The organism is Corynebacterium callunae DSM 20147, assembly GCF_000344785.1.
Classification (GTDB): Bacteria; Actinomycetota; Actinomycetes; order Mycobacteriales; family Mycobacteriaceae; genus Corynebacterium; species Corynebacterium callunae.
Window position 1 is genome coordinate 339225 of the sequence record NC_020506.1, and the last position, 23646, is coordinate 362870.

At 46.3% G+C, this 23646-nt stretch carries 17 protein-coding genes and 1 pseudogene; 12 read left to right on the forward strand and 6 right to left on the reverse strand.

Translation table 11 applies throughout. The annotated features are described in order from the left end of the window. The 5 genes and pseudogenes from H924_RS01555 to H924_RS01575 form a co-directional block, all read right to left on the reverse strand. A complete protein-coding gene (locus tag H924_RS01555; protein ID WP_015650208.1) occupies positions 1-2004 on the reverse strand; it encodes a prolyl oligopeptidase family serine peptidase in 2004 nt (667 codons plus the stop codon). A gap of 370 nt (positions 2005-2374) precedes the next feature. Next, positions 2375-2896 carry an excalibur calcium-binding domain-containing protein gene (locus tag H924_RS01560; RefSeq protein ID WP_015650209.1) on the reverse strand — a complete coding sequence of 174 codons (522 nt, stop codon included), beginning with the start codon at positions 2894-2896 and terminating at the stop codon, positions 2375-2377. Positions 2897-3396: 500 nt separating this feature from the next. Beyond that, positions 3397-4491, reverse strand: coding sequence for an FUSC family protein (locus H924_RS01565; protein ID WP_015650210.1), 1095 nt, complete (start codon positions 4489-4491; stop codon positions 3397-3399). Positions 4492-4638: 147 nt separating this feature from the next. Next, complete coding sequence (locus H924_RS01570; RefSeq protein WP_015650211.1) at positions 4639-5739, reverse strand: alpha/beta hydrolase; 1101 nt, start codon at positions 5737-5739, stop codon at positions 4639-4641. A 356-nt stretch (positions 5740-6095) separates the two neighbouring features. Further along, a pseudogene (locus tag H924_RS01575) lies at positions 6096-7892 on the reverse strand (prolyl oligopeptidase family serine peptidase); the annotation flags it as partial. 182 nt (positions 7893-8074) lie between these two features. Between H924_RS01575 and H924_RS01580 the strand changes: the two are divergent. Together H924_RS01580 and H924_RS01585 are read left to right on the forward strand one after the other, a co-directional pair. Next, a complete protein-coding gene (locus H924_RS01580; RefSeq protein ID WP_015650212.1) occupies positions 8075-9058 on the forward strand; it encodes an ATP-grasp domain-containing protein in 984 nt (327 codons plus the stop codon). Beyond that, the gene (locus tag H924_RS01585; protein ID WP_015650213.1) at positions 9051-9758 is read left to right on the forward strand and encodes an HAD family hydrolase; all 708 of its coding nucleotides are present in this window, start codon (positions 9051-9053) and stop codon (positions 9756-9758) included. Before H924_RS01580 ends, H924_RS01585 begins: the two co-directional genes overlap by 8 nt. A gap of 515 nt (positions 9759-10273) precedes the next feature. Here H924_RS01585 and H924_RS01590 read toward each other — a convergent pair. Next, positions 10274-11368 (reverse strand): alpha/beta hydrolase, encoded by a 1095-nt coding sequence (locus tag H924_RS01590; RefSeq protein ID WP_015650214.1) that lies wholly within the window; start codon positions 11366-11368, stop codon positions 10274-10276. Positions 11369-11943: 575 nt separating this feature from the next. On the opposite strand from H924_RS01590, the gene H924_RS01595 reads away from it, so the two are divergent. The 10 genes from H924_RS01595 (at position 11944) to H924_RS01640 (ending at position 23624) form a co-directional block, all read left to right on the forward strand. Further along, positions 11944-13344, forward strand: coding sequence for a polysaccharide biosynthesis tyrosine autokinase (locus tag H924_RS01595; RefSeq protein ID WP_015650215.1), 1401 nt, complete (start codon positions 11944-11946; stop codon positions 13342-13344). Continuing rightward, on the forward strand, positions 13334-13936 hold the full coding sequence (locus tag H924_RS01600; RefSeq protein WP_015650216.1) for an arsenate reductase/protein-tyrosine-phosphatase family protein: 603 nt from the start codon (positions 13334-13336) through the stop codon (positions 13934-13936). The genes H924_RS01595 and H924_RS01600 overlap by 11 nt, the downstream gene beginning before the upstream one ends. Positions 13937-14260: 324 nt before the next feature. After that, on the forward strand, positions 14261-16075 hold the full coding sequence (locus tag H924_RS01605; protein ID WP_015650217.1) for a polysaccharide biosynthesis protein: 1815 nt from the start codon (positions 14261-14263) through the stop codon (positions 16073-16075). After that, entirely contained in the window at positions 16076-17236 is a 1161-nt protein-coding gene (locus H924_RS01610) for a DegT/DnrJ/EryC1/StrS family aminotransferase (protein WP_015650218.1), read from the forward strand. Next, a complete protein-coding gene (locus tag H924_RS01615; protein WP_015650219.1) occupies positions 17223-17837 on the forward strand; it encodes a sugar transferase in 615 nt (204 codons plus the stop codon). Before H924_RS01610 ends, H924_RS01615 begins: the two co-directional genes overlap by 14 nt. 2 nt (positions 17838-17839) lie before the next feature. Further along, on the forward strand, positions 17840-18499 hold the full coding sequence (locus tag H924_RS01620) for a NeuD/PglB/VioB family sugar acetyltransferase (RefSeq protein WP_015650220.1): 660 nt from the start codon (positions 17840-17842) through the stop codon (positions 18497-18499). A 107-nt stretch (positions 18500-18606) separates the two neighbouring features. Next, positions 18607-19755 (forward strand): glycosyltransferase family 4 protein, encoded by a 1149-nt coding sequence (locus tag H924_RS01625; protein ID WP_015650221.1) that lies wholly within the window; start codon positions 18607-18609, stop codon positions 19753-19755. 153 nt (positions 19756-19908) lie between these two features. Beyond that, positions 19909-20679: a glycosyltransferase gene (locus H924_RS01630; protein WP_162139372.1), complete on the forward strand. Its 771-nt coding sequence runs from the start codon at positions 19909-19911 to the stop codon at positions 20677-20679. A gap of 199 nt (positions 20680-20878) precedes the next feature. Then, positions 20879-22045 carry a nucleotide sugar dehydrogenase gene (locus H924_RS01635; protein WP_015650223.1) on the forward strand — a complete coding sequence of 389 codons (1167 nt, stop codon included), beginning with the start codon at positions 20879-20881 and terminating at the stop codon, positions 22043-22045. 106 nt (positions 22046-22151) lie between these two features. Further along, a complete protein-coding gene (locus H924_RS01640; RefSeq protein WP_015650224.1) occupies positions 22152-23624 on the forward strand; it encodes a lipopolysaccharide biosynthesis protein in 1473 nt (490 codons plus the stop codon). The last annotated feature ends 22 nt before the right edge of the window (positions 23625-23646 follow it).

Genomic DNA, 23646 nt, shown 5'->3' on the forward strand with positions numbered 1-23646 from the left:
TTAAATGTTACCTTCTGCGTCCAGCGCTGCGTCGATCCAGGTATAGATCAGTGCTTCCATAAACGCCACTTGCTTATTATCGGACGCACCCGCGTGCCCGCCCTCGGTGTTCTCGTAATAGTCCACAGGCTGCCCGGCATCGCGCAAGGCCTGCGCAAAAAGCCGCGCGTGCGCGGGATGGACGCGATCATCGCGGGTTGAGGTGGTCACGAGTGCTGGGGGATAAGGGCGCTTTTCGACGTTGTGAAGCGGTGAATATTTCTCCAATACGGCGCGTTCTGCTGGATCATCGGGATTGCCATATTCCGCCATCCAAGAAGCACCCGCTGACCAGGTGTGATAACGCAGCATATCGGTCAACGGCACCTGTACTACGGCAGCTCCGAAGCTTTCAGAGTATTGCGTTAATGCGCCACTGGTAAGGAGACCGCCATTGGATCCACCGCGGATAGCGATCTGCTCTGGCTTGGCATAACCGCGTGCAACAAGATCCTGGAGAACCGCGTAATGGTCTTCCCATACCTTCATGCGGTTGAGCTTGGTGGCTTGGGAATGCCACTGCGGACCAAACTCACCGCCACCGCGCAGATTGGCTTCCACAAAGTAATAGCCCTTTTCCAGCCAAGCGATGCCGCGGGTCGGGGAGTGGCTAGGGGTGAGGGACACCTCGAAACCGCCATAGGCGTGGACCAAAGTCTTCCGCTGGGCTGTCGGATCTGAGAAATTTCCGGTAATAAAATATGGAATCTTCGTCCCATCCGCGGAGGTCGCCCAATGCTGACGAGTCTCCTGCCCAGCATTATCAAACTGCGATGGCGCATGCTTTACTTCCTCAAGCCCACCAGGAAGCACCGTCCGCATCAACGTAGGCGCCTGCGTGAAACTAGTCGCCTGCACCCAAATTTCATCGCCATCCAAGGGGGAGGTAGCAACCACATGTGCAGTCGCATGCTCCGGCAGCTCCATTCGGGTTGGCTTTGCCACTGGATCAGCCAACGGCACCGTGATGATGTCCGTGGACACATTATTTAATAAAGTAAGCACCAAAAAATTCTTCGTGGTGGCAAGCCCCTGCAAAGATGTGGATGCAGAAGGCTCAAACACTTGCTTGAAATCCCGCGCGCGCTGTAGGAACGCATCCAACTCCAGAACACCTAAACCACCAGCCTGAATGCCTGCATAATCAGTGCGCGGATTAATAAACAGCCACTGATTCTTCACGATCACATCGCAATCAGTCGGCACATCCAGCAGCACCAAACCATCGGCAGTCTCCAGGTAGGTTTCCGAGTTGTAGAAATCCAAAGAACGTGAGGCAAAAATCCGCTCAAACCCAGGCGTAGAATCCCGCCACGCATGAGTTGCCACGTCTTGTTGGTCGCCCTCGAAAAAGATTTCCGCCTGCTCAATCGCGGTACCGCGCTTCCACTTCACAGCGCGCGCCGGGTAGCCCGAGTCCGTCAATGAGCCTTCGCCGGTATCGGTGCCCACCAACAAGGTATCTGCATCAATCCACGTGACGCTCGATTTCGCCTCAGGCAACTCAAATGGCTCAGATTCCACGAAGGTGCGCGAAACCAGATCAAACTCCCTGATCACCGTGGCATCTGCACCGCCCCGGGACAGCTTAACCAGTGCTAAATCCCGCTCCGGCGAACGCACCACCGCGCCCTTCCATACCCAGTTTTCGCCCTCGGCCTCCGCCAACGCATCCACATCAATTAACACCTCCCACTTGGGCTGCGCCGTGTAATAGGACTCCAAGGTGGTCGTGCGCCACACTCCACGCGGATGCTGTGCATCCCGCCAAAAGTTATACAGTTTCTTCCCGCGCCTGCTCACGTACGCAATGCGGTCATCGGTGTCTAACGCGGCCAGCAGTCTGGCTTCGAGTGCGTCCTTATCAGGACTTTTTAGCTTTTCGACGCTTTCCCCCGACCACTTCTTCGCCCACGCAAGTGCTTCCGGGGTGTCAATATCTTCGAGGAAAGTGTAATCAGTCATGAAGATCAGACTAGTGATCTTTTACCTTGAGTGTTTTTACTTGTGAGGCGCCGGTGCTTGAGTGAGTTTTCACCATAAAATGCTCGTAGCGGGGCGAGCAACTTCCAAAAGCAAACTGGCGTGCCAAGATTTAGAGTTTTCAAGAAGTATTGTCACGTTTGTTTGGTCGGGCCTAAACATTTGCGTTGATCGTGGAAAGTCATATCTTGTCAGAATCGCTTTTAAGCGATTTTCCGGGCCATGCTCATGCAAATAAGTTTGGAAAATCTGGGCGCTTTAACGGCCTGTTAGCGACCGTGACCCAAAGAGGCATCGCTTTAAAACTAGGGTTCAGGAACCAACCTTCCGGCAATCCTAAAACCCAAATTACTTAGGGGCGTGACTCGCAGCCAATGCCGTCGCGGTCGCGGTCAAGGTGTGCGCCGTAGCCTGGATCGCTTTGGCGGATGGACCTTCCCAGGACGTTCCATACTTCGGTGCAGTTTTTGTAGGTGCGGTTTGTCTGTACGGGAGCCGGCGCAGGCGCGACAACCTGGGGCGCGACAGCCTGAGGTGCAGGAGCGGGAGCAGGTGCTGGGGCAACTGGCTGAGGTGCCAATGCCGGGGGATTTGGAATAATTCCGGGGAGGGGATTCGGGATCATGCGCTGTTGTACTGCCCAGTGCACACCACCTGCGATAAGTCCGCCGACTGCAGCGATAGCTGCGATACCGAAGATGATGTCCCGGTTAGAGAGGTCGGAATCCTCTGAACTTCCTGAGCTTGTGCCGCTGCTCAGCTCAGATGACACGGAGGCGTCAGTGTCTGTGTCCACGGTTTGCGCTTGCACTGGCGAGATGGCGGAAAAGACGATCGCGGTGGTCGCGAGCATGGTGATGATGGTTTTACGCATGCCAATCATCTTGGCACGAGCTGTCAAAATTATTATTATTTTCTGTCAGTGCTCCCCTTTTTCGGGTGTATAGGAGGTGCTATTTTCCAGGCGCCTAGCGCGCAGGCGCCCCGTTAAGCTACATGCCCGGTGCAAGCTTTTGCTTATCGACGCCCCGCTCAACCACAATTCACCCAGCCCCAATGCAACTTCAATTAGACGCCAACCGCATTATAGTTACCTCACGGGGAAACGAAATTAGTTTAGGTTGGATGAAAACGCTTTACACCCAATGCCACCGGCTGTTCATTAACTATGCAAGATGGAATTAATTTTTAAATCTTTGGATGAAGTTGAATCGGAGTGTTTATAACTGGCGGAGATAGTGTCAGACCCCGGCAACTATGACGTGGCCGATTGGTTACCAAACACTCTTGTTCAGACGCTTCTGGGCTAAAAGAGAGTTGTGTAATGCCACTTTCACACATAGCCCGTGAGTACTGTAAATGATTACGGGGAATTTAACTATTGTGCTCTTTATCTTCCGCTTTTCTGGTGGTCACAGCATCATCGACAAGCGCAGAAAGGTGAAACAAACTGGTGAGGAGAGAACCATAGATAGGCCACTTCTTTGAAGCTAATTGTTTATCCTCACTCATCTCACTTGAGAGGTTAGAGAGCCTGTCGCGGATAGGATCTATTTCCTGATTCGGATCTGCGAGCAGAGCGCCGGCATCGTGCATAAGGGATACCCACTGTTGCTGGAATACTGGATCCCAGTCGGAATCTATATTCGGGGTATCACGAAGAGTGCGCGCAAGGTGGCGTAAATGAGCGATCCCTTCATCAATGCGGGTGAGGTTTGATTCATAACTTGTTTCCGTAGGCTGGGGGCGGCCCCCTCGGATGCGGATTTTACGAGGATTAATCCGGCGGCTTTCTCGAGCGAACCGCACGGAGTGCCACGCTTTTTCTAGGTCATTGTTAATAGAATTAATTTCTTCCAGCCACTCATCTGCATTGTTGATATTCCACTTTTCTGCAAGCTCATCGGCCATTTTTTGTAAAACCTCACCCATCCTCCGATCTAAGCTTCCTACCACCATGTTTGCCTCCTGGTCGCGTAAGGGAGGAAAGATGATGAGGTTGATGGCTATGGCAACAGCCACGCCGAGCAGGATCTCTAAAATACGGTCGTATAAAAGGGGTTGTTGATCATCAAACCCGGAGGCAAGAAGAAAAATGGATGTAGTAGCAATCCCTATTCCTTCTGCGCGGAGCTTTGGTACTCGTGCACCTATTAATCCTATGACCATTGCCAGGCCGAAAGTCCATACATTGACGTCCAAGTAGGTGCCTATGACAAAGGAAAGTCCAACTCCGATGACAGAAGCAATTGCAGTCTGAATTCCACTGATAAAGGTGTGGTAGACGGTGAATTGCATCGTCATCAACGCTACCCAGGGAGCTAAAAAGGGTAGTTGGGAGTTGAGGAGGTTAACCGAAATCCACCACGTGACTGTCGCAGCAAGTGCTGATTTAAAAACCTGCAGTGCATCTGATTGGACTGCGGGTGAGCGAATTTTTTCTACTAATGGGGTAGTTATTTCAGCCACGAGTCTCTCTTCGACGGGGATGGTTTTACAGAAGCCTATCTGAGTTGCCGCGGAAAAGGGCGAGCCTAGTATGGACAGGCGATAGGGACGGCAAAACCGGCTGCCCTTATGTCTAAAAGGCAGCCGGTTTTAATGTTAAATCTGTATCTAGGCCTCTAACTCAAATGCACGAGCGAAGGTGGTCCAGGAACCGCGAAGGTCATCTTGCCACCAACCCCATGAGTGGGTTCCGGTTGGACGAAGGTTCCAATCGGCAGCGATGCCAGCGGAATCAAGCTTTGCCTTGAGATCGTGGGTGCACATGTTGGTTGCAGCCTCGATAACACCACCAGTGATGATGGTTTCACCCATAGCTACAGACTGAACCTGATCGGTCAGACCTTCAAAACGAGGACTGTTGACAGACTCCCACTCACCGGCAAGGCCGGTTGCGTTAGAAACATAAAGCTCAGTGCCCCGCAACTGGTCGGAATTGATCAATGCATCGTTGTAGAGGTTATATGAGCCACCGCGAGGTCCCCACATCTGCTCTGGGGTTGCATTGCCACGCTGCAAGGTAACCTTCAGGTATTCCCAAGGCAGTGGGCTGGAGGTTGCAGCACACCCGGAGAAAGAAGCAGCTGCATCGTAGAAGCCGGGGAAGTGCTCAGGTAGAAGCAGGGAAGAGGTTGCCGACATTGACATGCCGGCAATTGCACGCTGACCGTCAGTGTTGAGCTTGGACTCCAATGGTCCTGGAAGTTCCTTAACGAGGAAGGTTTCCCACATCTGCTTGCCACCGAGGGAAGCATTCTCTTCTACCCAGTCGGTGTAGTAGGAGAACTTGCCTTCCATGGGGATGACAACGTTGACGTTCTTCTCAAGGTAGAAATCGATAACGTCGGTCTGCATAACCCAGTTAGCAGCACCTTCGCCGCCATCGCCACCGTTAAGAAGGTAAACGATTGGGCGAGGGCCAGCAGATTCGTCGGCAGTAATAACTACTAATGGGACATCGCGATCCATGGAAGGGGAGTAAGCCCACATTTCCTTGACGCGGTCATTGTTGGCTGCATTGACATAAGCACGCCACTTGGGTGCTGCCTGGTCGGTGTACTTTGCGCCTTCGGTGATAGTTGATAGAGCTGTATCACCAGCGACTGCCGCTGGGGTTACCTCTGCAGCGCCTGCCGCGGTAGGCAAGGCAATGGTGGAAAGAGCAATGCCCAGCGCGACCGCTGGTGCTGCAAGACTGCGAAGAAGCTTCATACGTTTTTCCCTCGTGAAGTTGTGGTCGGTAACCCTCTTTGACCATGAAAGTCAGGTTGGGACTTCAGGGCCTAAACCCACTACTAGCTAAAAGTAAATCAAGAACAGATATATATCTGGCAGTGTTATTCAAAAAATTTGAGACACACCTTTGAAATACATCGAGAATTCAAGGAACAACGTTAACAGTTTTTTTTATCCAATCAGGAACCTAAGCGCCGGATTAAGGTCAAGTTAGCAGTCAACGGTTGTTCTGGAGTTACGGCGGCAATCTTCCGGATCATGTGAACTACAGGGAAATAAGCCATACCAGGTCTAGTGACTATCCCCATTATGGGGATACGTTCAAAGTAACGGGGATAAGGGCGCTTTTCGACGTTGTGAAGCGGTGAATATTTCTCCAATACGGCGCGTTCTGCTGGATCATCGGGATTGCCATATTCCGCCATCCAAGAAGCACCCGCTGACCAGGTGTGATAACGCAGCATATCGGTCAACGGCACCTGTACTACGGCAGCTCCGAAGCTTTCAGGGTATTGCGTTAATGCGCCACTGGTAAGGAGACCGCCATTGGATCCACCGCGGATAGCGATCTGCTCTGGCTTGGCATAACCGCGTGCAACAAGATCCTGGAGAACCGCGTAATGGTCTTCCCATACCTTCATGCGGTTGAGCTTGGTGGCTTGGGAATGCCACTGCGGACCAAACTCACCGCCACCGCGCAGATTGGCTTCCACAAAGTAATAGCCCTTTTCCAGCCAAGCGATGCCGCGGGTGGGGGAGTGGCTAGGGGTGAGGGACACCTCGAAACCGCCATAGGCGTGGACCAAAGTCTTCCTTTGTTCTGGAGTGCCTGCGCTGCCGAAGTTGCCGGAGATGAAATAAGGCACCTTGGTGCCATCTGCGGAGGTTGCCCAGTGCTGCTTGGTGCTTAATCCGCGGTTAGCCCACTGCAATGGGGCTTGTTTGGTTGGCTCCAAGTGGCTTGGGAGTTCGGCGCGGTAAAGGACAGCAGGCTCGGTGAAACTTGCTGCATGCACCCAGATCTCATCGCCATCATGCGGGGAAGTAGCCACCACATGCGCGGTGACATGCTCTGGCAGGCTGATCTCTTGGGGTGTGGCGGTGGGATCGCTCAGTGGAATGAAGCTGAGCTGCGTGGATACATTATCCAGCAAGGTGAGCAGCAAATAATTCTTGGTGGTGCTCAATCCCTGTAGGGAAGTGGTGGGTGAAGGCTCAAAGATCAGTTTGAACTCGCGAGTGCCGTCAAAGTTGATCACACCCAGGCCGCCTGCTGGAACGCCGGCAAAATCCGTGCGCGGATTAATAAAGAGCCACTGGTTTCGAACAATCACATCGCAGTCCGTGGGCACATCAATCTGCTGCAGTTCACCGTTATCTGGGTTGGCAGTGAAGGTCAGCGAATTATAAAAATCCAAGGAGCGCGAGACAAAAATACGTTCAAACCCAGGTGTGGAATCCCGCCAGGCATGAGTTGCCACATCTTGTTTATCACCCGCAAAAAAATAGCTCTGCCTGGGAGATCTCGGTCCCGCGCTTCCAGGTGAGTACACGCGCCGGGTAACCGGAATCAGTTAAAGAGCCCTCACCGGTATCCGTTCCCACCAACAAGGTATTCCGATCAACCCAGGTGACACCGGTTTTAGCCTCTGGCAGTTTAAAAGGATTTTCTGTGATGAATTCACGTGATTGCAGATCAAATTCACGAATCGCCGTGGCATCTGCGCCGCCGCGTGAGAGCTTGACCAGAGCACGATCATATTCCGGGCTGTGCACGTCGACACCCTTCCATACCCAGTTTTCATCTTCTGTTGCTGCGAGCGCATCAATATCCAGCAAGGTTTTCCACTGCGGCATATCGGTCAGATAAGACTCCAAGCTGGTGGTGCGCCACACACCCCGCGGATGCTGCGCATCACGCCAAAAATTAAATAAGGTATCGCCGCGCCGGCTGACATAAGCGATGCGATCATCAGTGTCTAAAGCGGCCAGCAGCCGGGCCTCCAGGTCAGCGCGCTCAGCCTTTTAAGCTTTTCGACGCTTTCCTGCGACCACTTTTCAGCCCACGCTAAGGCTTCGGGGGAATCAATGGTTTCAAGGAAGGAATAATCAGTAGTGTTATTGCTCATGGGTTAAGGGTAGTTGGGTTTAGTGGGAGGGGCGGTTTCGCAGACGGACAGATGTGAGTATCACTCTTCTTGATGAGTTATCAAGAGCTAAATAGTATTTTCCTGATAATGTTTGAATCGTTCTAGGAGATCAAATTCTGTAAACTAGCAAATTTATAATTACTATGAATAAGGACAATAAAATGAGAAATATTCTACTTTTAAGTGCAGGACGAAGAGTTGAACTAATCCAAGCTTTCCAAAGTGCTTTCGCAGAAGTTTCTCCATTATCGAAAGTAATAGCTGCCGATGCCCAGCCCCTTGCACCAGGGCTATACCATGCGGACCTAGCAATCATTTTGCCAAAAGTTTCGGCAAACAATTTTAGAGATGAACTTGTAAAAGCAATTCGGGAATATGAAATTGACTTGGTTGTGCCGACTATCGATCCTGAACTTCCCGTGCTGTCTCATCTTCGTGAACAACTGGAAGATGAGACAGGAACTAGAATTATGATTGCAGAACCATGGGTCATTGATATTTGTAATGATAAGGTTTTGACTCAGCAGCATGTTACAAAGAATGGACTCCTGGCCCCCAAAATTTATGAGGATTCTTCGTTAATTGAATCTAGCCAATTTCCACTAATTTTGAAGCCACGAGCTGGTAGTTCAAGTATTGGAGTGAATATTGTTAATTCACTTGAAGAACTTAACTATTTACTTCCTGCTACGCAGAGCCCAATGATTCAGCAATTGGTTTTCGGCGATGAATTTACTGCGGACTGCTTTAGCGATTTCGAAGGCAAAGTCATCAGTATCGTTCCTAGATTGAGAATTGCGACCCGTGGTGGAGAGATTCTAAAAGGGCGAATCGTAAAGGATACGGATGTAATCGAAGCCGTCCGACGACTTCTGGAGTCACTCCCGATGCCGGGCCATAGCACTGTTCAGTGCTTTAAGACTAAAGAGGGCGTGGAATTTATCGAGGTCAATCCAAGGTTTGGTGGAGGGGCTCCAATGAGTATTGCTGCAGGTGCGGATAGTTGTAAACGATTAGTAGAACTGTTAAATGGTGGCGTACTTGAATATGACGAATCTTACGAGGATGGATTGACTTTCCTAAGATTCGATCAGTCTATTGTTTTGAAAGATAATGAACTGATCCAGGGTAAAAATCTTGATTAAGGCAGTTATTTTTGACCTTGACGATACTCTCTTATCTGAAAACTCGTATCAAGAAAGTGCAAATAAGGCTGTATTGGAATTTCTGGCAAGCACTAACAATATTCCAATAGAAGTGATTAAGAATTATTCCCTCCTTGCATCCCGTGCTCCGCGGTCTCAGTATTTTCAACAGTTACTCTCACTGTTAGGAATAAGTCCTAATGAAGATAATGTTGTGGATCTAATTTCAGTCCATCGGGGGCACCTGCCAAATATCTCATGGTATCCAGACGTCATAGAAACCTTGAACTCTTTACGGAGCTTGGGCTCGAAGCTAGGTATTATCACGGATGGTTACTCAGTTGCACAACATCAAAAGCTAAATGCATTGGGAGCGCGCGAACATTTTGATGAAATTGTAGTTAGTGATGATTTAGGCAGAGAGTTTTGGAAACCGCATTCAAAGCCTTATGTCGTAATTGCTGAAAAGTTAGGGATCGAACCCAGTGAAATGATTTATGTCGGTGATAATCCGGAAAAGGATTTTTACGTTTCGAGCACACTGGGCGTTACAACTGTTCGTATAAGAAGAGATGGTTCTCTCAAAGCTGACAGATCCTATAAAGACGGCATAATTGAGGATTATTCGGTCGATTCTTTAAATTTGGTCACGCCACTTTACGAGGAATTGAATAGTAAAGATGCAGGTAGCTTGGGCTAATTTATTGATGAAAGGAAATCCCCATAGTAGTCGTTGAGCTCAAAATTATGGGTGGGTGTGATTCAAGTCAAGTATTTAAAAGGTTGACGTGTGATTCCAAAACTAGAAACTTAAATTTTAGTCTTCTATTTTCAGCTTTCTAGCCAATTAACCTATTTGTTTACGGGGCAATTGAGCGAATTCAATCGTTAAATATATTATAAATAGCCTTCAAAATTTATCATCTCGTAATGTCCGATTGAAAAGATGTCACAGAAGATTTGTGGGAGCTAAATTCTCTAGTTGTTTAAATTTTCTTGCTGGTATCCACTGCAGCTTACGCATAAGAATTTTCAGAAGGCTAACTAGAGGATGCTTAGAGGATATTTAGATTAGAAAGTTGTTTCAAGTTCTGAAATATGAATTTGTTTATTTCAACTTTTCAAACTATTGATTACTTTTAAGCCTGAGAACTGGAAGGGCTGACCCCACCTCACATGAGGTGGGGCCAGCCCTTCCAGCGGATTAGCTAATTACTAAATTTCAAATGCACGAGCGAAGGTGGTCCAGGAACCGCGAAGGTCATCTTGCCACCAACCCCATGAGTGGGTTCCGGTTGGACGAAGGTTCCAATCGGCAGCGATGCCAGCGGAATCAAGCTTTGCCTTGAGATCGTGGGTGCACATGTTGGTTGCAGCCTCGATAACACCACCAGTGATGATGGTTTCACCCATAGCTACAGACTGAACCTGATCGGTCAGACCTTCAAAACGAGGACTGTTGACAGACTCCCACTCACCGGCAAGGCCGGTTGCGTTAGAAACATAAAGCTCAGTGCCCCGCAACTGGTCGGAATTGATCAATGCATCGTTGTAGAGGTTATATGAGCCACCGCGAGGTCCCCACATCTGCTCTGGGGTTGCATTGCCACGCTGCAAGGTAACCTTCAGGTATTCCCAAGGCAGTGGGCTGGAGGTTGCAGCACACCCGGAGAAAGAAGCAGCTGCATCGTAGAAGCCGGGGAAGTGCTCAGGTAGAAGCAGGGAAGAGGTTGCCGACATTGACATGCCGGCAATTGCACGCTGACCGTCAGTGTTGAGCTTGGACTCCAATGGTCCTGGAAGTTCCTTAACGAGGAAGGTTTCCCACATCTGCTTGCCACCGAGGGAAGCATTCTCTTCTACCCAGTCGGTGTAGTAGGAGAACTTGCCTTCCATGGGGATGACAACGTTGACGTTCTTCTCAAGGTAGAAATCGATAACGTCGGTCTGCATAACCCAGTTAGCAGCACCTTCGCCGCCATCGCCACCGTTAAGAAGGTAAACGATTGGGCGAGGGCCAGCAGATTCGTCGGCAGTAATAACTACTAATGGGACATCGCGATCCATGGAAGGGGAGTAAGCCCACATTTCCTTGACGCGGTCATTGTTGGCTGCATTGACATAAGCACGCCACTTGGGTGCTGCCTGGTCGGTGTACTTTGCGCCTTCGGTGATAGTTGATAGAGCTGTATCACCAGCGACTGCCGCTGGGGTTACCTCTGCAGCGCCTGCCGCGGTAGGCAAGGCAATGGTGGAAAGAGCAATGCCCAGCGCGACCGCTGGTGCTGCAAGACTGCGAAGAAGCTTCATACGTTTTTCCCTCGTGAAGTTGTGGTCGGTAACCCTCTTTGACCATGAAAGTCAGGTTGGGACTTCAGGGTGTCACACCCACTGATCGACAATATAAACCAAATTTGGGTTTTCAGCCCATTGCACGACTCATTTTTGAGAAATTGAGACGCACCTTTCATTTACATCGAGAACCTGGGTAACAACGTTAACAGTTTCGTTGGAATTGGGGAATAGGAAGCTGTAGTTAATAAGAATGAACTTGAGTATAGTTTTATTCTTATTTTTTAAATTGTTGAGAATTGTGCTTCAGACTGCAAAAATGGAAAGTACCTGTATATAAGCTTAGAAAAATCTATATTCGGAGGATATCTTTTAAATCGTTCAAAGGTGATTAAAAGTTGCGCTGAAGAGTTGCGTGTTAGAAGCTAACTTAATATGTCAGAGATTGGTAACTTTTTACCTTAGAATAGCTTGTGTTGGAAGTTTCTTGGAAAATATGTTGGATTCTTTCAAAAATTTTCCCGGAATTTCATCGAAGCAAAAACTGAAATCGTCCCAATTGTAAGTGTCTAGAGTTAGAGAGCTCCAAAATTATGGAACTACGTGAATATGTGTCGATTTTGATGAAGAATTGGCTGCTGATTCTTGTAGCAGCAATTCTCGGAGTTATTGCAGGTGCCGGATATTCCCTGTTGGCTACTCCGGAGTATCAGTCTAAGACGCAGCTTTACGTTTCAGTACGTTCCGGTGCGGGTTCTACCTCGGATATGGTTCAAGGTGCGAACTTCTCCCGCCAGATCGTAAATAGCTACGTGGATGTAATTAAAACTGGTGTGGTTTTAGATCCTGTAGTTGATGAACTTGGCCTTGAAATGACAGGCTCTGAGCTGGCTTCTTATATTACTGCTGCTTCTCCTGTAGACACAGCTTTGATTAACATTACTGTCACTAGCCCCTCCCCTGATCAAGCGGCGAGTATCGCAAACGCGATAGGGGAGAGCTTTAAAAATATAGTTCAAACTCAGCTGGAGCCTGACGTTGAGGCGGGTATGAGTCCCGTTAACCTCACTACCACTCAATCTGCACTAGTTCCTTCCACGCCGGTAAGTCCAAACATACCGTTAAGTATCGCGTTTGGTTTTTTGGTGGGACTAGCAATCGGCATTGGTCTAGCGGTATTGCGTAACATTCTGGATACCCGCATTCATTCACTGCGTGACGTTGAGGAAATTACCGATAAGCCGCTGCTTGGTGGAATTATTGATGATGCTGATGTGGAAAAGCAACCACTTACGATGAAGCATAAGCCTTATAGTCCTATGGCAGAGTCTTATCGCACATTGCGTACAAATTTACAGTTCCTCAATGTTGATCAAGAGTCTTCCGTTTTTGTAATTACTTCTGCAAATCCAGGTGAAGGTAAATCAACAACTTCAGTTAACCTGTCATTGGCTTTGGCGGAAGCGGGAGCTCGAGTTGCTTTGATTGAAGCCGATCTCCGCCTCCCACGAGTGAGCAAGTATCTCGGTGTGGAAGGAAATGCTGGTCTAACCGACATACTCATTGGAAAAGCTGAACTTAATGATGTGCTTCAGCGATGGGGACGAACACAGCTCTTTTATTTGCCTGCCGGACGAATCCCTCCAAACCCTAGTGAGCTCTTAGGCTCAGACGCAATGAAGGAGATTATTGCAGAATTGGATGAAAGCTTTGATTATGTGATTATCGATGCTCCTCCAGCTCTCGCTGTGACTGATGCCGCAGTAATTGGACATGCGAAGGCTGGGCTTCTTCTGGCAGTCGCGGCTGGTTCGACAAAGAAGCCGGAATTAGAAGCAGCTCTTGCGACGTTAGATCATGCCGGTGCAAAGGTTCTTGGAGTAATTGTCACTATGCTTCCGCCAAAAGCAGCTGCTGGATATGGCTATGGCAATTATGGTTACGGCGAACCTAAGGCTGTAGATCCCGCACTTGCAGGTTCAGATGAGCATTAATTTCCGAATCTTAACTGTATGCACAGGTAATATTTGTAGATCTCCCCTGGCGGAACAACTTTTCCGCCTTGAATTTCAGGGGGATGATCATTTTGAATTAGATTCAGCGGGAACTCAGGCTATGGTAGGTCACTCAATGCCTGAGAATTCCCTTAGAATTGCACGTCGAATTGGAGTCCGTGATCCAGACCAGCATAGAGCTAAACAACTCACTGAACCATTAATCGACAATGCTGACCTCATATTGGCGATGGATCGGGGGCATAGGAAACAAGTTGTCGAGCTGAGTCCGCGTTCCACCCGTAAAGTTTTCTCCGTTCGAGATTTTGCAAGGTTGGTCGAGGTAACAATGCCGGTAGATCTGGCAGCGGAAGTGGAACTGGCGGGGGAAACTTCAAAAGCGAAACTGAATGCAGCAGTTGAAGCTGCACGCTTAGGTCGCAGCGATCTCCTTCCTCTGGAGAGTCCGGCAGATGAAGATATCGTTGATCCTTTTGGTAAAAGCGATCAGGTATATGAAGATTCCGCTGCGCAGTTAATACCCGCAGTGAGGCAAATAGCTTCATATTTTAAGAGCACATTGGAGATTTAAAAGTGGCTAAAAAGTACATGAAGTTCCAAAGAAACGTCAACTGCCTTTATGGCTTAATATTTTGATCATTTGTGTACTTTTAATTTTGGCTTGCTTGACTACCTACGCAGCATTTCAACACGTCAATAATGGCGCCAAAAATGAAGGCTATTTGACGACCAACGCTGTCGCAGAAATCTGATCAATCCAGCATCCCTAACGAGCAAAAGCCAATGGGCGATATACGAATTAATAAATGCTTAATTTTCAAAAGTTAAATTAAAATCATTTAGATGAAGCCCAGCTAGACATCAGTTAAATAATTTCAAGAGATGGTTGAATAATATGGCAATAGAATCAAAACCCGAGGTTCGAAAAACTGGTGCGGCAGTTCCCGTGGGGAAGTCGCTTTTCGTCGTAGATGCTTTAAGCTGGGTTTTCGCAATATTTTTGGCAATGGTATTGCGATATGAGTTTGATTTATCGGCGATTGATTGGAGCACCCATCTCTGTTTTACATTGGCCGCAGTTCTTATGCAGTTGATGATGGGAATTTTTCTTCACCTTTATCGTAAGGGACTACGACACCCATTCGGAAGCTTCGAAGATACTTTGAATGTTTCCTTATCAGTAGTCGTTGTGGGCGTGCTGCTTTGGATTGTCTCACTCATTTTTGGTGAAAAGTGGAATATTTCCCGAGGTGTAATGCTAATTGCCATGGTATTTGCATTGGTTATGATCCTCGGTGTTCGCTATTTCGCGCGAATGAGAGTCGAACGTATGCGCCGACCTGCTGCGGATTCCACACCTGCATTGATTCTCGGTGGAGGCTACATTGGAACTAACCTAATTCAGTGGATGATGTCTGATCCAAAATCTCCTTTCAAACCAGTGGGCGTTATCGATGATAATCCCGACTTGGCATGGCAGCGTGTTCGAGGTGTCGAAGTCCTTGGAACTTTTAGTGATATTGCGAAAGTTGCTTCTGAGACTGGTGCAGAATTACTAATTGTTGCCATTGGGGACGCGGATGCTGCTCTTTTAAGAAGGGTCCAAGATATAGCTAATAAAAATGGATTGGCCGTAAAAGTTATGCCAGCAATCGACCGTGTTGTTGCGAAGGGCGTGCGTGGAAATGATCTTCGAGATCTTTCAATTGAAGATCTGCTCGGTCGCCAACCTGTAGAAACAAACGTTTCTGAAATTGCGGGTTACCTAACCGGGAAACGCGTACTGGTAACAGGAGCTGGCGGGTCTATTGGCGCACAGTTATGCGTTGAAATTGCCAAGTACGGGCCAGCAGAACTGATTATGCTCGACCGTGATGAGACCGGATTGCAGCAGGTTTTGATCAACGTTGCAGGTAACGGACTTCTCGATACTGACGCAGTTGTTCTTGCGGATATCCGGGAGGCCGAAGCCGTTAAAGAACTATTTTTGGACCGCAAACCTGAGGTTGTATTTCATGCCGCAGCGCTGAAACATCTCCCAATGTTGGAGCGGTATCCAGATGAAGGATGGAAGACTAACGTCCTAGGTACACTTCATGTGCTTCAAGCTGCTGAAGCAGTCAACGTAGAAACCTTTGTTAATATCTCCACAGATAAAGCAGCGAATCCTACAAGCGTTCTTGGACATTCAAAGCGAGTAGCAGAGAAATTAACCGCTTGGTTCGGTGAATACACTGGTAAAACGTACCTTTCAGTTCGTTTCGGAAATGTCATCGGTAGCCGTGGATCGATGCTTCCGACATTCACACGTTTGATTATGGAAGATAAGCCTTTGACGGTGACTCATCCAGACGTCACTCGCTTCTTTATGACGATTCCAGAAGCCTGTCAGCTAGTTCTTCAAGCCGGCGGAATTGGACGTAGTGGAGAAGTATTGATTCTTGATATGGGCGAGCCAGTTAGCATTTTGGAAATTGCTCAGCGGATGATCGCAATGTCAGGAAAAGATATTGACATCGTATTCACTGGTCTTCGCGAAGGTGAAAAGATGCATGAAGAACTCGTGGGAGATGGCGAATCAGAAGAACGCCCATTCCACTCTAAGATTTCACATGCGCATGCAGATAGCCTTGCACCTGACAACTTAGATCAACAAAAATTTATGGAACGAGCAGGGAAAGCAATCAATTCGATCAAGGAGCAAAACTAAATGTCAAGTGAACGTATCTATCTTTCATCCCCTGATGTTACTCAGCTTGAGGAGAACGCACTTGTACGGGCATTTCGTTCTGGTTGGATTGCTCCTCTCGGTCCTGAAGTTGATGCTTTTGAACACGAATTAGGCCAATACTGTGGACGAAAATATGTCGTAGCATTGTCGTCTGGAACAGCAGCCCTACATCTCGGACTCTTAGCGCTTGGAATTGGAGCAGGTGATTTGATACTCACCTCGTCAATGACCTTTGCAGCGACTACAAATGCAATTATGTATACAGGTGCTACTCCAGTTTTTGTGGACTGTGACGAGACTGGAAACATGGATCCAGCTTTGCTTGAACTGGCTTTCCAAACACTTAAGAGTGAAGGTCTCAAGGTTAAAGCTGTAGTTCCGGTGGATCTGCTTGGAAAAGTAGCTCCTAATGAAGAGATTGAAAAGATTGCCTCAAACAATGGTGCAATTGTACTTTCGGATGCGGCAGAGTCTCTTGGAGCGATTAGGTATGGAAAGTCCTCTGCAGCCTATGGAGTAGCAGCAGCTGTTTCCTTTAATGGAAACAAAATTATGACCACTTCTGGAGGTGGTGCGTTCCTTACTGATGATAAAAGACTCGCCGATAAAGTCAGATATCTTGCTACGCAAGCTCGGCAGCCGGTTGTTCATTATGAACACAAAGACATTGGATACAATTACAGACTTTCAAACATTCTGGCAGCTATGGGCCGGGCTCAGCTTTCTCGTTTGGATGAAATGATTGAACGTCGTCGTCAGCACCGTGTTTTTTATTCTGAATTATTTTCCAGTATTCCTGGCGTAGAGATGTTCGGAGAACCTTCTGGAACTGAAGGTGGTGACACAGTCGATAATTTTTGGCTTTCTTCAATTCTTATCAATCCAGAGAAAGCTGGCTTCAATTGTGAAGAACTTCGCCAAGCTCTTGCCAGTGAAAACATCGAGGCTCGCCCCTTGTGGAAACCTATGCATTTGCAGCCAGTTTTTGAGGAATGCCGCTCCTTCAAATCGGGATGGAGCCAAAGGCTTTTTGAAACAGGACTTTCTTTACCTAGTGGTTCCGTACTGACAGATCGGGAAATGGATCAAATTGGTAAAACAGTTCGCAATTTCGTGGAGAGCAAAAATGGTTCCAAGTAAGAATTTTGAATATGACTTGGTTAAGCGTGCAATGGATATTGTTGTTAGTGGCGCCGGGTTAGTTATTACGGCGCCGTTGCAGCTGGCTATATGGGCTGTAGTTAGGAAAGTGCATGGTAGGCCCGTACTTTTTCGGCAGTTGCGTCCTGGTAAGAATGCAGAAGTTTTTGAGATGATCAAGTTCCGAACCATGCTGGAGCCCACAGAAGATCGTCAAACTGATGAGGAACGATTAACTAAAACGGGCAAAATTCTAAGGGCTACGAGCCTTGATGAACTCCCAACCTTGTGGAATGTTTTCAAGGGGGATATGAGCTTAGTTGGACCACGTCCGCTTTTAGGCAGTTATTTGGATCATTATTCTCCTGAACAAGCACGACGTCATGAAGTGCGCCCGGGAATTACAGGATTGGCACAGGTGAATGGTAGGAATTCCATTTTATGGGAGGATCGATTCAAATTAGATGTGGAATACGTAAATAATAGAAGTCTTGCCTTGGATCTTAAAATATTGAAGGAAACTTTCAGAGCAGTATTGAAACGCGAGGGGATTAGCCATTCGGGTCATGCAACGATGCCGAAGTTCTCTGAAGGAAAATAGAGATGGGCCTGGTTGGGAATGATTTGAAAAATATTTTTGTGATTGGTGCATCCGGTTTCGGGCGTGAATCTTCAGACGTGTTATTCGCGATGAAGGAATCTGGGGAAAGGATCGAAGTCCTCGGAGTGGTGGAGGATTTTCCTTCTCAAATTAACCTGCAAAGACTAGATAGCCGAGAAATCGCCTATTGGGGTAAAATAGACGAATTTTTCAACGATTCCTCTTCGGAAAGTATGTTTGTTTTAGGGATAGACAACCCGAAGATAAGATCTTCGATTGCGATCCGTTTAGAATCGATGGGGTATAAACCATTTAATGTAATTCACCCTACCGCGACAATTGGGAGTGAAATTAGTACTGGCGCTGGGATAGTCACATGTGCTGGTGCGGTTACTTCAACTAACGTGCAGCTTGGGAATCATGTTTATGTTAATCCAATCGTTACGGTCGGTCATGATTCAATTTTGGAAGACTTTGTATCAGTTAACCCGAATGCCGTTATTTCAGGAGAAGTCTTAGTTAAGTCAGTGCCCCTCATTAGGGCAAATGCCACAATCTTACAAGGGCTGACTGTTGGATCCGAGGTAATTGTCGGAGCTTGTGCCTGTGTTACTAAAAATGTGAGTGAAAAGAAAATTGTAAAAGGCATACCTGCAAGATAAAGAATCGGAAGGTTACTAATACAGTAAAGGCTGTTTACCAAATCAGACTGATAGTAAGACTGCTATAACTCACGGGGTAAATCAATTCAACTTTTAAGGAGACCTTGATGGGCTATCAAAATGATCCAGAATTAAGGCATTTGGTGATTGTTGTTACTGCGAAAATGACTGCTGAAACTTTCGTTATGAAATTTGCCACCTACATTGCTCAAAAAGGCTATAGAGTGACAGTCATCGCAGACGGGCTCAACAAGGAAAAAGTAATTGTAGATAACGGGGTATTGGAGCAAGTTCCTGTTCAGATGGAGCGTGAACCCGCACCTTTGAGGGACTTCAAGTCTCTAAGAAATTTAATTGCGACGCTTCGTGACCTACAACCCGATATCCTGATTTATGCTACCCCTAAGGCTTCACTATTGACTTCTATAGCAGGTCTCTACTTGAAGATCCCTGAGCGGATATATCAAATTTGGGGATTACGTCTTGAAACCACAAGTGGATTGAAGAAGTTTGTCTTAAAGATTATGGAAAAAATGACGAGCTTAGGGTCTACGAAAATATTGGCGAATAGCAGGAGCTTGGCAAACAGGTATCAAGAACTGAACCTCAACTTAGGGAAAGAAATTAATGTCGTGGGTAAAGGCTCTTCACATGGTGTGGATCTAGAATTTTTCGCAAACGACCGTCCAACTCCTGGTTTGAATACTGAAGTTTCGGATTTCTTGGCTAAGACTCAAGGAATGATCAAGCTGGGTTTTGTGGGACGACTACATCCAGATAAGGGCATATCGACGTTGGTCGAAGCTGCTGAAATATGTGCAATAAATGGGCTAAAGATTTCTTTAATTTTTGTAGGCGGAGATGAGGGAGCTGGGATTAAGCTTCCTGAGCACCCGAACCTGAGTTACATTACAGTTGGCCATACGAGTGACGTGCGACCTTATTATTCCATAATGGATATATTAGTCCTTCCAAGTTTAAGGGAGGGTTTCCCGAATGTAGTGCTTGAAGCTGCCGCAATGGGGGTACCTGCGATAGTAAGTGATGGGACAGGTGTAGTGGATTCTGTGGTTGATTGTGAAACTGGGTTGATTTTTCCAGTTGGGAATTCATTAGCTTTAGCTGAGGCAATTCAAGAATTAGCAAAGGATCCACAATTGTTGAAGAAGATGGGTTCAATGGGGCGCAAGTGGGTAGAGAGTTACTACTCACAGGAAAATGTCTGGATTAAGACTTTGGAATATTATTTGAAATGAGTCCTGGAGAGTTTCTTTTTCAGTCTTAGCGCCCAGGAACCTAAAAGTGATTTTACGACATCAACTCATAGGGTAACCAAATAGATAATTAAAGGTAGAGAAGTTTAGGAGCAGGTGAACGAATCTATGATATTAATCAAAGCATCTGTAATAATGGCTGAGTTTAATACAGATTATAAGAAATTAATACAGTCGATCGATAGTCTCTTAAGGCAATCTTTTCAAGAGTTCGAAATTATATTGATTGATGATTGTGGACACATTGATTTGGGACAAGTAGTACTCCATTTTAATGATCCGAGAATTCGAATAATAAAGAATGATCGAAACAGAGGTCTTCCGTATTCGTTAAATCGCGCAATAAAAGAATCCAAAGCTGAGATCATCTTCAGAATGGATACTGACGATATTGCATTATCAAATCGATTTGAGAAGCAATTTAATTTTCTTAATCAAAATCCTGATATTGATGTCGTCGGAAGTTGCGCAAATCAGCTCTCAGATGGAATTGTAGTCGGAAAAATCGGAAAACCAGGCGAAAAAGGCGCCCGCGAGATCATGCGTGGAGACTCATTGATTCACCCGAGTGTTGCATTTCGGAAAAGCAGCGTTGAAAAGGTTGGCGGTTATCCAAATAGGAATCGAGCAGAGGATCTTGCTCTGTGGTGTGAGCTATTACTAAATGGATCGAAGCTTTTTGTAATGGAAGATGTATTGCTGAATTATCGAGTGGATTCTCTTGATTACCAAAAACGGAGGATGAGACACCGAAAAGGGGAAATACAGACGAGGTTATATTATTACCCCAAATTGAATGCTGGACCTTTGGAATATTTAAGAATCATTAAAAGCATAATTGCAGGGATTCTTCCCCCTGTCTTAATTCGATTTTATAGAAATAGATTAATCGTAAAGAATGAATAGTAACCTCTCGACAGAGGTGCTTGAGCCTGTTTGATATGGATAAATGCTTGCTCTCTTGAGTGTCAGTACTGAAGGAGGAAGGGCTGTTGTCTGACTTGGGTCTAATTCTCCGATAACGAAGAAATTTTGAGAGTAGTACTCGATATTAAAGATTGCTATTTAGTAAACATTAAAAAATAAAGAAGAATTTGGTGAATTCATGAAAATTTCAATCGCGGGGCTTGGGTATGTTGGTCTTTCGAATGCGGCATTACTTTCAAAGAGAAACGAGGTAATTGCAGTCGATATTGACTCAAAAAGGGTTGACCAGGTAAATAATTTTATCTCCCCAATTTCCGATGCTGAATTGGAGGAATATCTACTGACGAAGCCTAATACTTTAAGGGCTACGGTAGATGGTTCTGATGCTTACAGAAATGCTGATTTTGTCATTATTGCGACGCCCACTGATTATGATCCTAAAACTAACTATTTTGTGACGACGAGTGTTGAAGAGGTTATTCAATCGGTCCACCAGGTGAATCCAGGTGCCAATGTTGTAATCAAGTCCACCGTACCGGTGGGATTTACTTTAGAGATGCAGAAGCGTTATCCGGAAATGGTGATCATGTTTTCTCCGGAGTTCCTTCGGGAAGGACGGGCCTTCTATGACAATTTGTATCCCACTCGAATAGTCGTAGGTAATAGATCTCAAATAGGTCAAAAATTTGCAGACCTATTGAAAGAGGGCGCAAATATAGATGACGTTCCGACCTTATTAACCGATTCAACCGAAGCTGAAGCTATTAAGCTTTTTGCAAACACCTATTTGGCTTTGAGGGTTGCATTCTTCAATGAATTGGATACTTATGCCGCTGTTCGTAATTTGGATTCAAAGCAGATTATCGAGGGGGTCGGCTTGGATCCTAGAATTGGTATGCATTACAACAACCCATCCTTTGGTTATGGAGGGTATTGTTTGCCCAAAGATTCCAAGCAGCTTTTAGCTAATTACCAGGATGTGCCCCAGAATTTGATTTCTGCTGTAGTCGATGCTAACAGAACTAGAAAAGATTTCATTGCAGATGACATCTTAAAAGATAAACCAAGCACTGTTGGTATTTATCGACTGGTTATGAAAACAGGTTCTGATAACTTCCGAGCTTCTTCAATTCAAGGCCTTATGAAGCGGATTAAGGCAAAGGGCGTTTCAGTAATTGTCTACGAGCCAAGTTTGTTATCCGAAACTTTCTTCAACTCAGAAGTTGTCTCAGACCTGGAGGAGTTTAAGAATCGTTCAGACGTAATTGTTGCTAACAGGCCCGACAGTGAACTTGAATCTCATATTGAGAAAGTCTATACACGAAGTCTATTTGGTCGTGATTAGGGCTGTGAGCCGATCCTAAGCTCAGTTAACAACTATGTTTGAGTTGCTTAGCTTTAATGGGAGACGCAATGCTTCGGGGATTTGCCCATATGGAAGGTAGTAGTAAATGAACGATGATGGAAAATCTCTGAGGCAAAGCGCTGCCAAAGGATCAGCGGTAACGTTGTTAGCACAAGGCTTGCGAATAGTTTTGCAATTAGTAAGTGTTGTTGTACTAGCTCGCTTAATTTTGCCTGACCAATTTGGTCTATACGCTATGGTATTGGCTGTTGCAAGTGTGGCAAGTATTTTCCTTGATTTTGGTTTTTCCATGGCAGCTCTTCGGTCGAAGTTCCTGACTAACCAACAGCAATCAAATCTTTTTTGGATTAATGTTGGTGCGGGTGCGATTTTGAGTATTCTCGTATTTTTTTTGGCTAATCCTATTTCAAATTACTTCAATGAATCACGCTTAGTTGGAATCACACAAGGGATTTCAGTTATTTACTTGATAGGCGGGATCACGGCACAATTCCGCGTAAAACTAAATAGAGAAATGCGTTTTAAGGCATTGGCTTCAATTGATGTAATTTCTCCCCTGATTGGTTTGATAACAGCAATTTTATTAGCTCTCACTGGCTTTGAAGTTATGTCCTTGGTTTTTCAGCAGATTGCAACTGAATTAACTATGCTACTAATTTCTTTTTTCTTGGCGAGATGGATTCCGGTGTTTCCTAGAAAAACTGAAGGCATGAAAGAACTTCTTACTTTTGGAGCTGGATTTGCAGCGACACGCGTATTGTCGTATTTAACTCAAAATGTTGACAGCATTGCAATTGGTAGAGTTTGGGGCGCCGCTCCATTAGGATTGTACGATCGCGCATACAGAGTTTCAGTCGGGCCAATTACTCAAATTAGTTTTCCAATGACTCGAATTGCAATCCCAGTGCTTAATAAAGTTGTGGATTCACCGCCGAGATTCATTTCGGCGTTAAAAGAAGCACAGCTAATTGGTACCTTCATTACTTCTACATTGCTTTTAATTCTCGCTGGTGTTTCGGAGCCTGTCGTAGTGCTGCTATTTGGGCCACCATGGGTTGACGCTGCGCCAATATTAAGCATGTTGTGTATTGGTGCCACCTTTCGCACGGTTCAACAAGTCTCTAATTGGGTCTTTATGGTGAAGGGATTGGCCGGCGATCTACTTAAATTCAATTTGGTAGCTCAACCTTTAATTGTTTTTTGCACAGTCGCAGGCGTTTGGTGGGGGCCGGTTGGTGTCGCCGTTGGATCTTCTATAGGTTATGGATTCTATTGGTTGCTTTCGATTTGGTGGGCGGGAAGAGTCACCAATATGAACTTATTTCCACTCTTTACCTACCCGCTGAAAGTTATAATAATTTTTAGCTTGCCGGCAGGTATAGTTGCGTTCGTGGTTGCGAGCGTAGTAGATGCTAATTCCCCTATAAATTTACTGAGTGGTGTTGCCGCGGCAACCTGTTGGTTATTGATAATTTATATGCTTTCGAAGTCAATCAGAACCGATATAAAGAAATTGATTAACTTTACGATGATCGCACTTGGCCGCCACCAAAAGTGAATGAAAGTAACATTAAATTTTA

Excerpts from the sequence above, each read along its gene's own strand:
- H924_RS01555 (WP_015650208.1), bottom strand. The coding sequence starts at position 2,004 with ATGACTGATTACACTTTCCTCGAAGATATTGACACCCCGGAAGCACTT.
- H924_RS01560 (WP_015650209.1), bottom strand. The coding sequence starts at position 2,896 with ATGCGTAAAACCATCATCACCATGCTCGCGACCACCGCGATCGTCTTT.
- H924_RS01570 (WP_015650211.1), bottom strand. The coding sequence starts at position 5,739 with ATGAAGCTTCTTCGCAGTCTTGCAGCACCAGCGGTCGCGCTGGGCATT.
- H924_RS01580 (WP_015650212.1), top strand. The coding sequence starts at position 8,075 with ATGAGAAATATTCTACTTTTAAGTGCAGGACGAAGAGTTGAACTAATC.
- H924_RS01590 (WP_015650214.1), bottom strand. The coding sequence starts at position 11,368 with ATGAAGCTTCTTCGCAGTCTTGCAGCACCAGCGGTCGCGCTGGGCATT.
- H924_RS01595 (WP_015650215.1), top strand. The coding sequence starts at position 11,944 with ATGGAACTACGTGAATATGTGTCGATTTTGATGAAGAATTGGCTGCTG.
- H924_RS01600 (WP_015650216.1), top strand. The coding sequence starts at position 13,334 with ATGAGCATTAATTTCCGAATCTTAACTGTATGCACAGGTAATATTTGT.
- H924_RS01605 (WP_015650217.1), top strand. The coding sequence starts at position 14,261 with ATGGCAATAGAATCAAAACCCGAGGTTCGAAAAACTGGTGCGGCAGTT.
- H924_RS01610 (WP_015650218.1), top strand. The coding sequence starts at position 16,076 with ATGTCAAGTGAACGTATCTATCTTTCATCCCCTGATGTTACTCAGCTT.
- H924_RS01615 (WP_015650219.1), top strand. The coding sequence starts at position 17,223 with ATGGTTCCAAGTAAGAATTTTGAATATGACTTGGTTAAGCGTGCAATG.
- H924_RS01620 (WP_015650220.1), top strand. The coding sequence starts at position 17,840 with ATGGGCCTGGTTGGGAATGATTTGAAAAATATTTTTGTGATTGGTGCA.
- H924_RS01625 (WP_015650221.1), top strand. The coding sequence starts at position 18,607 with ATGGGCTATCAAAATGATCCAGAATTAAGGCATTTGGTGATTGTTGTT.
- H924_RS01630 (WP_162139372.1), top strand. The coding sequence starts at position 19,909 with ATGGCTGAGTTTAATACAGATTATAAGAAATTAATACAGTCGATCGAT.
- H924_RS01635 (WP_015650223.1), top strand. The coding sequence starts at position 20,879 with ATGAAAATTTCAATCGCGGGGCTTGGGTATGTTGGTCTTTCGAATGCG.
- H924_RS01640 (WP_015650224.1), top strand. The coding sequence starts at position 22,152 with ATGAACGATGATGGAAAATCTCTGAGGCAAAGCGCTGCCAAAGGATCA.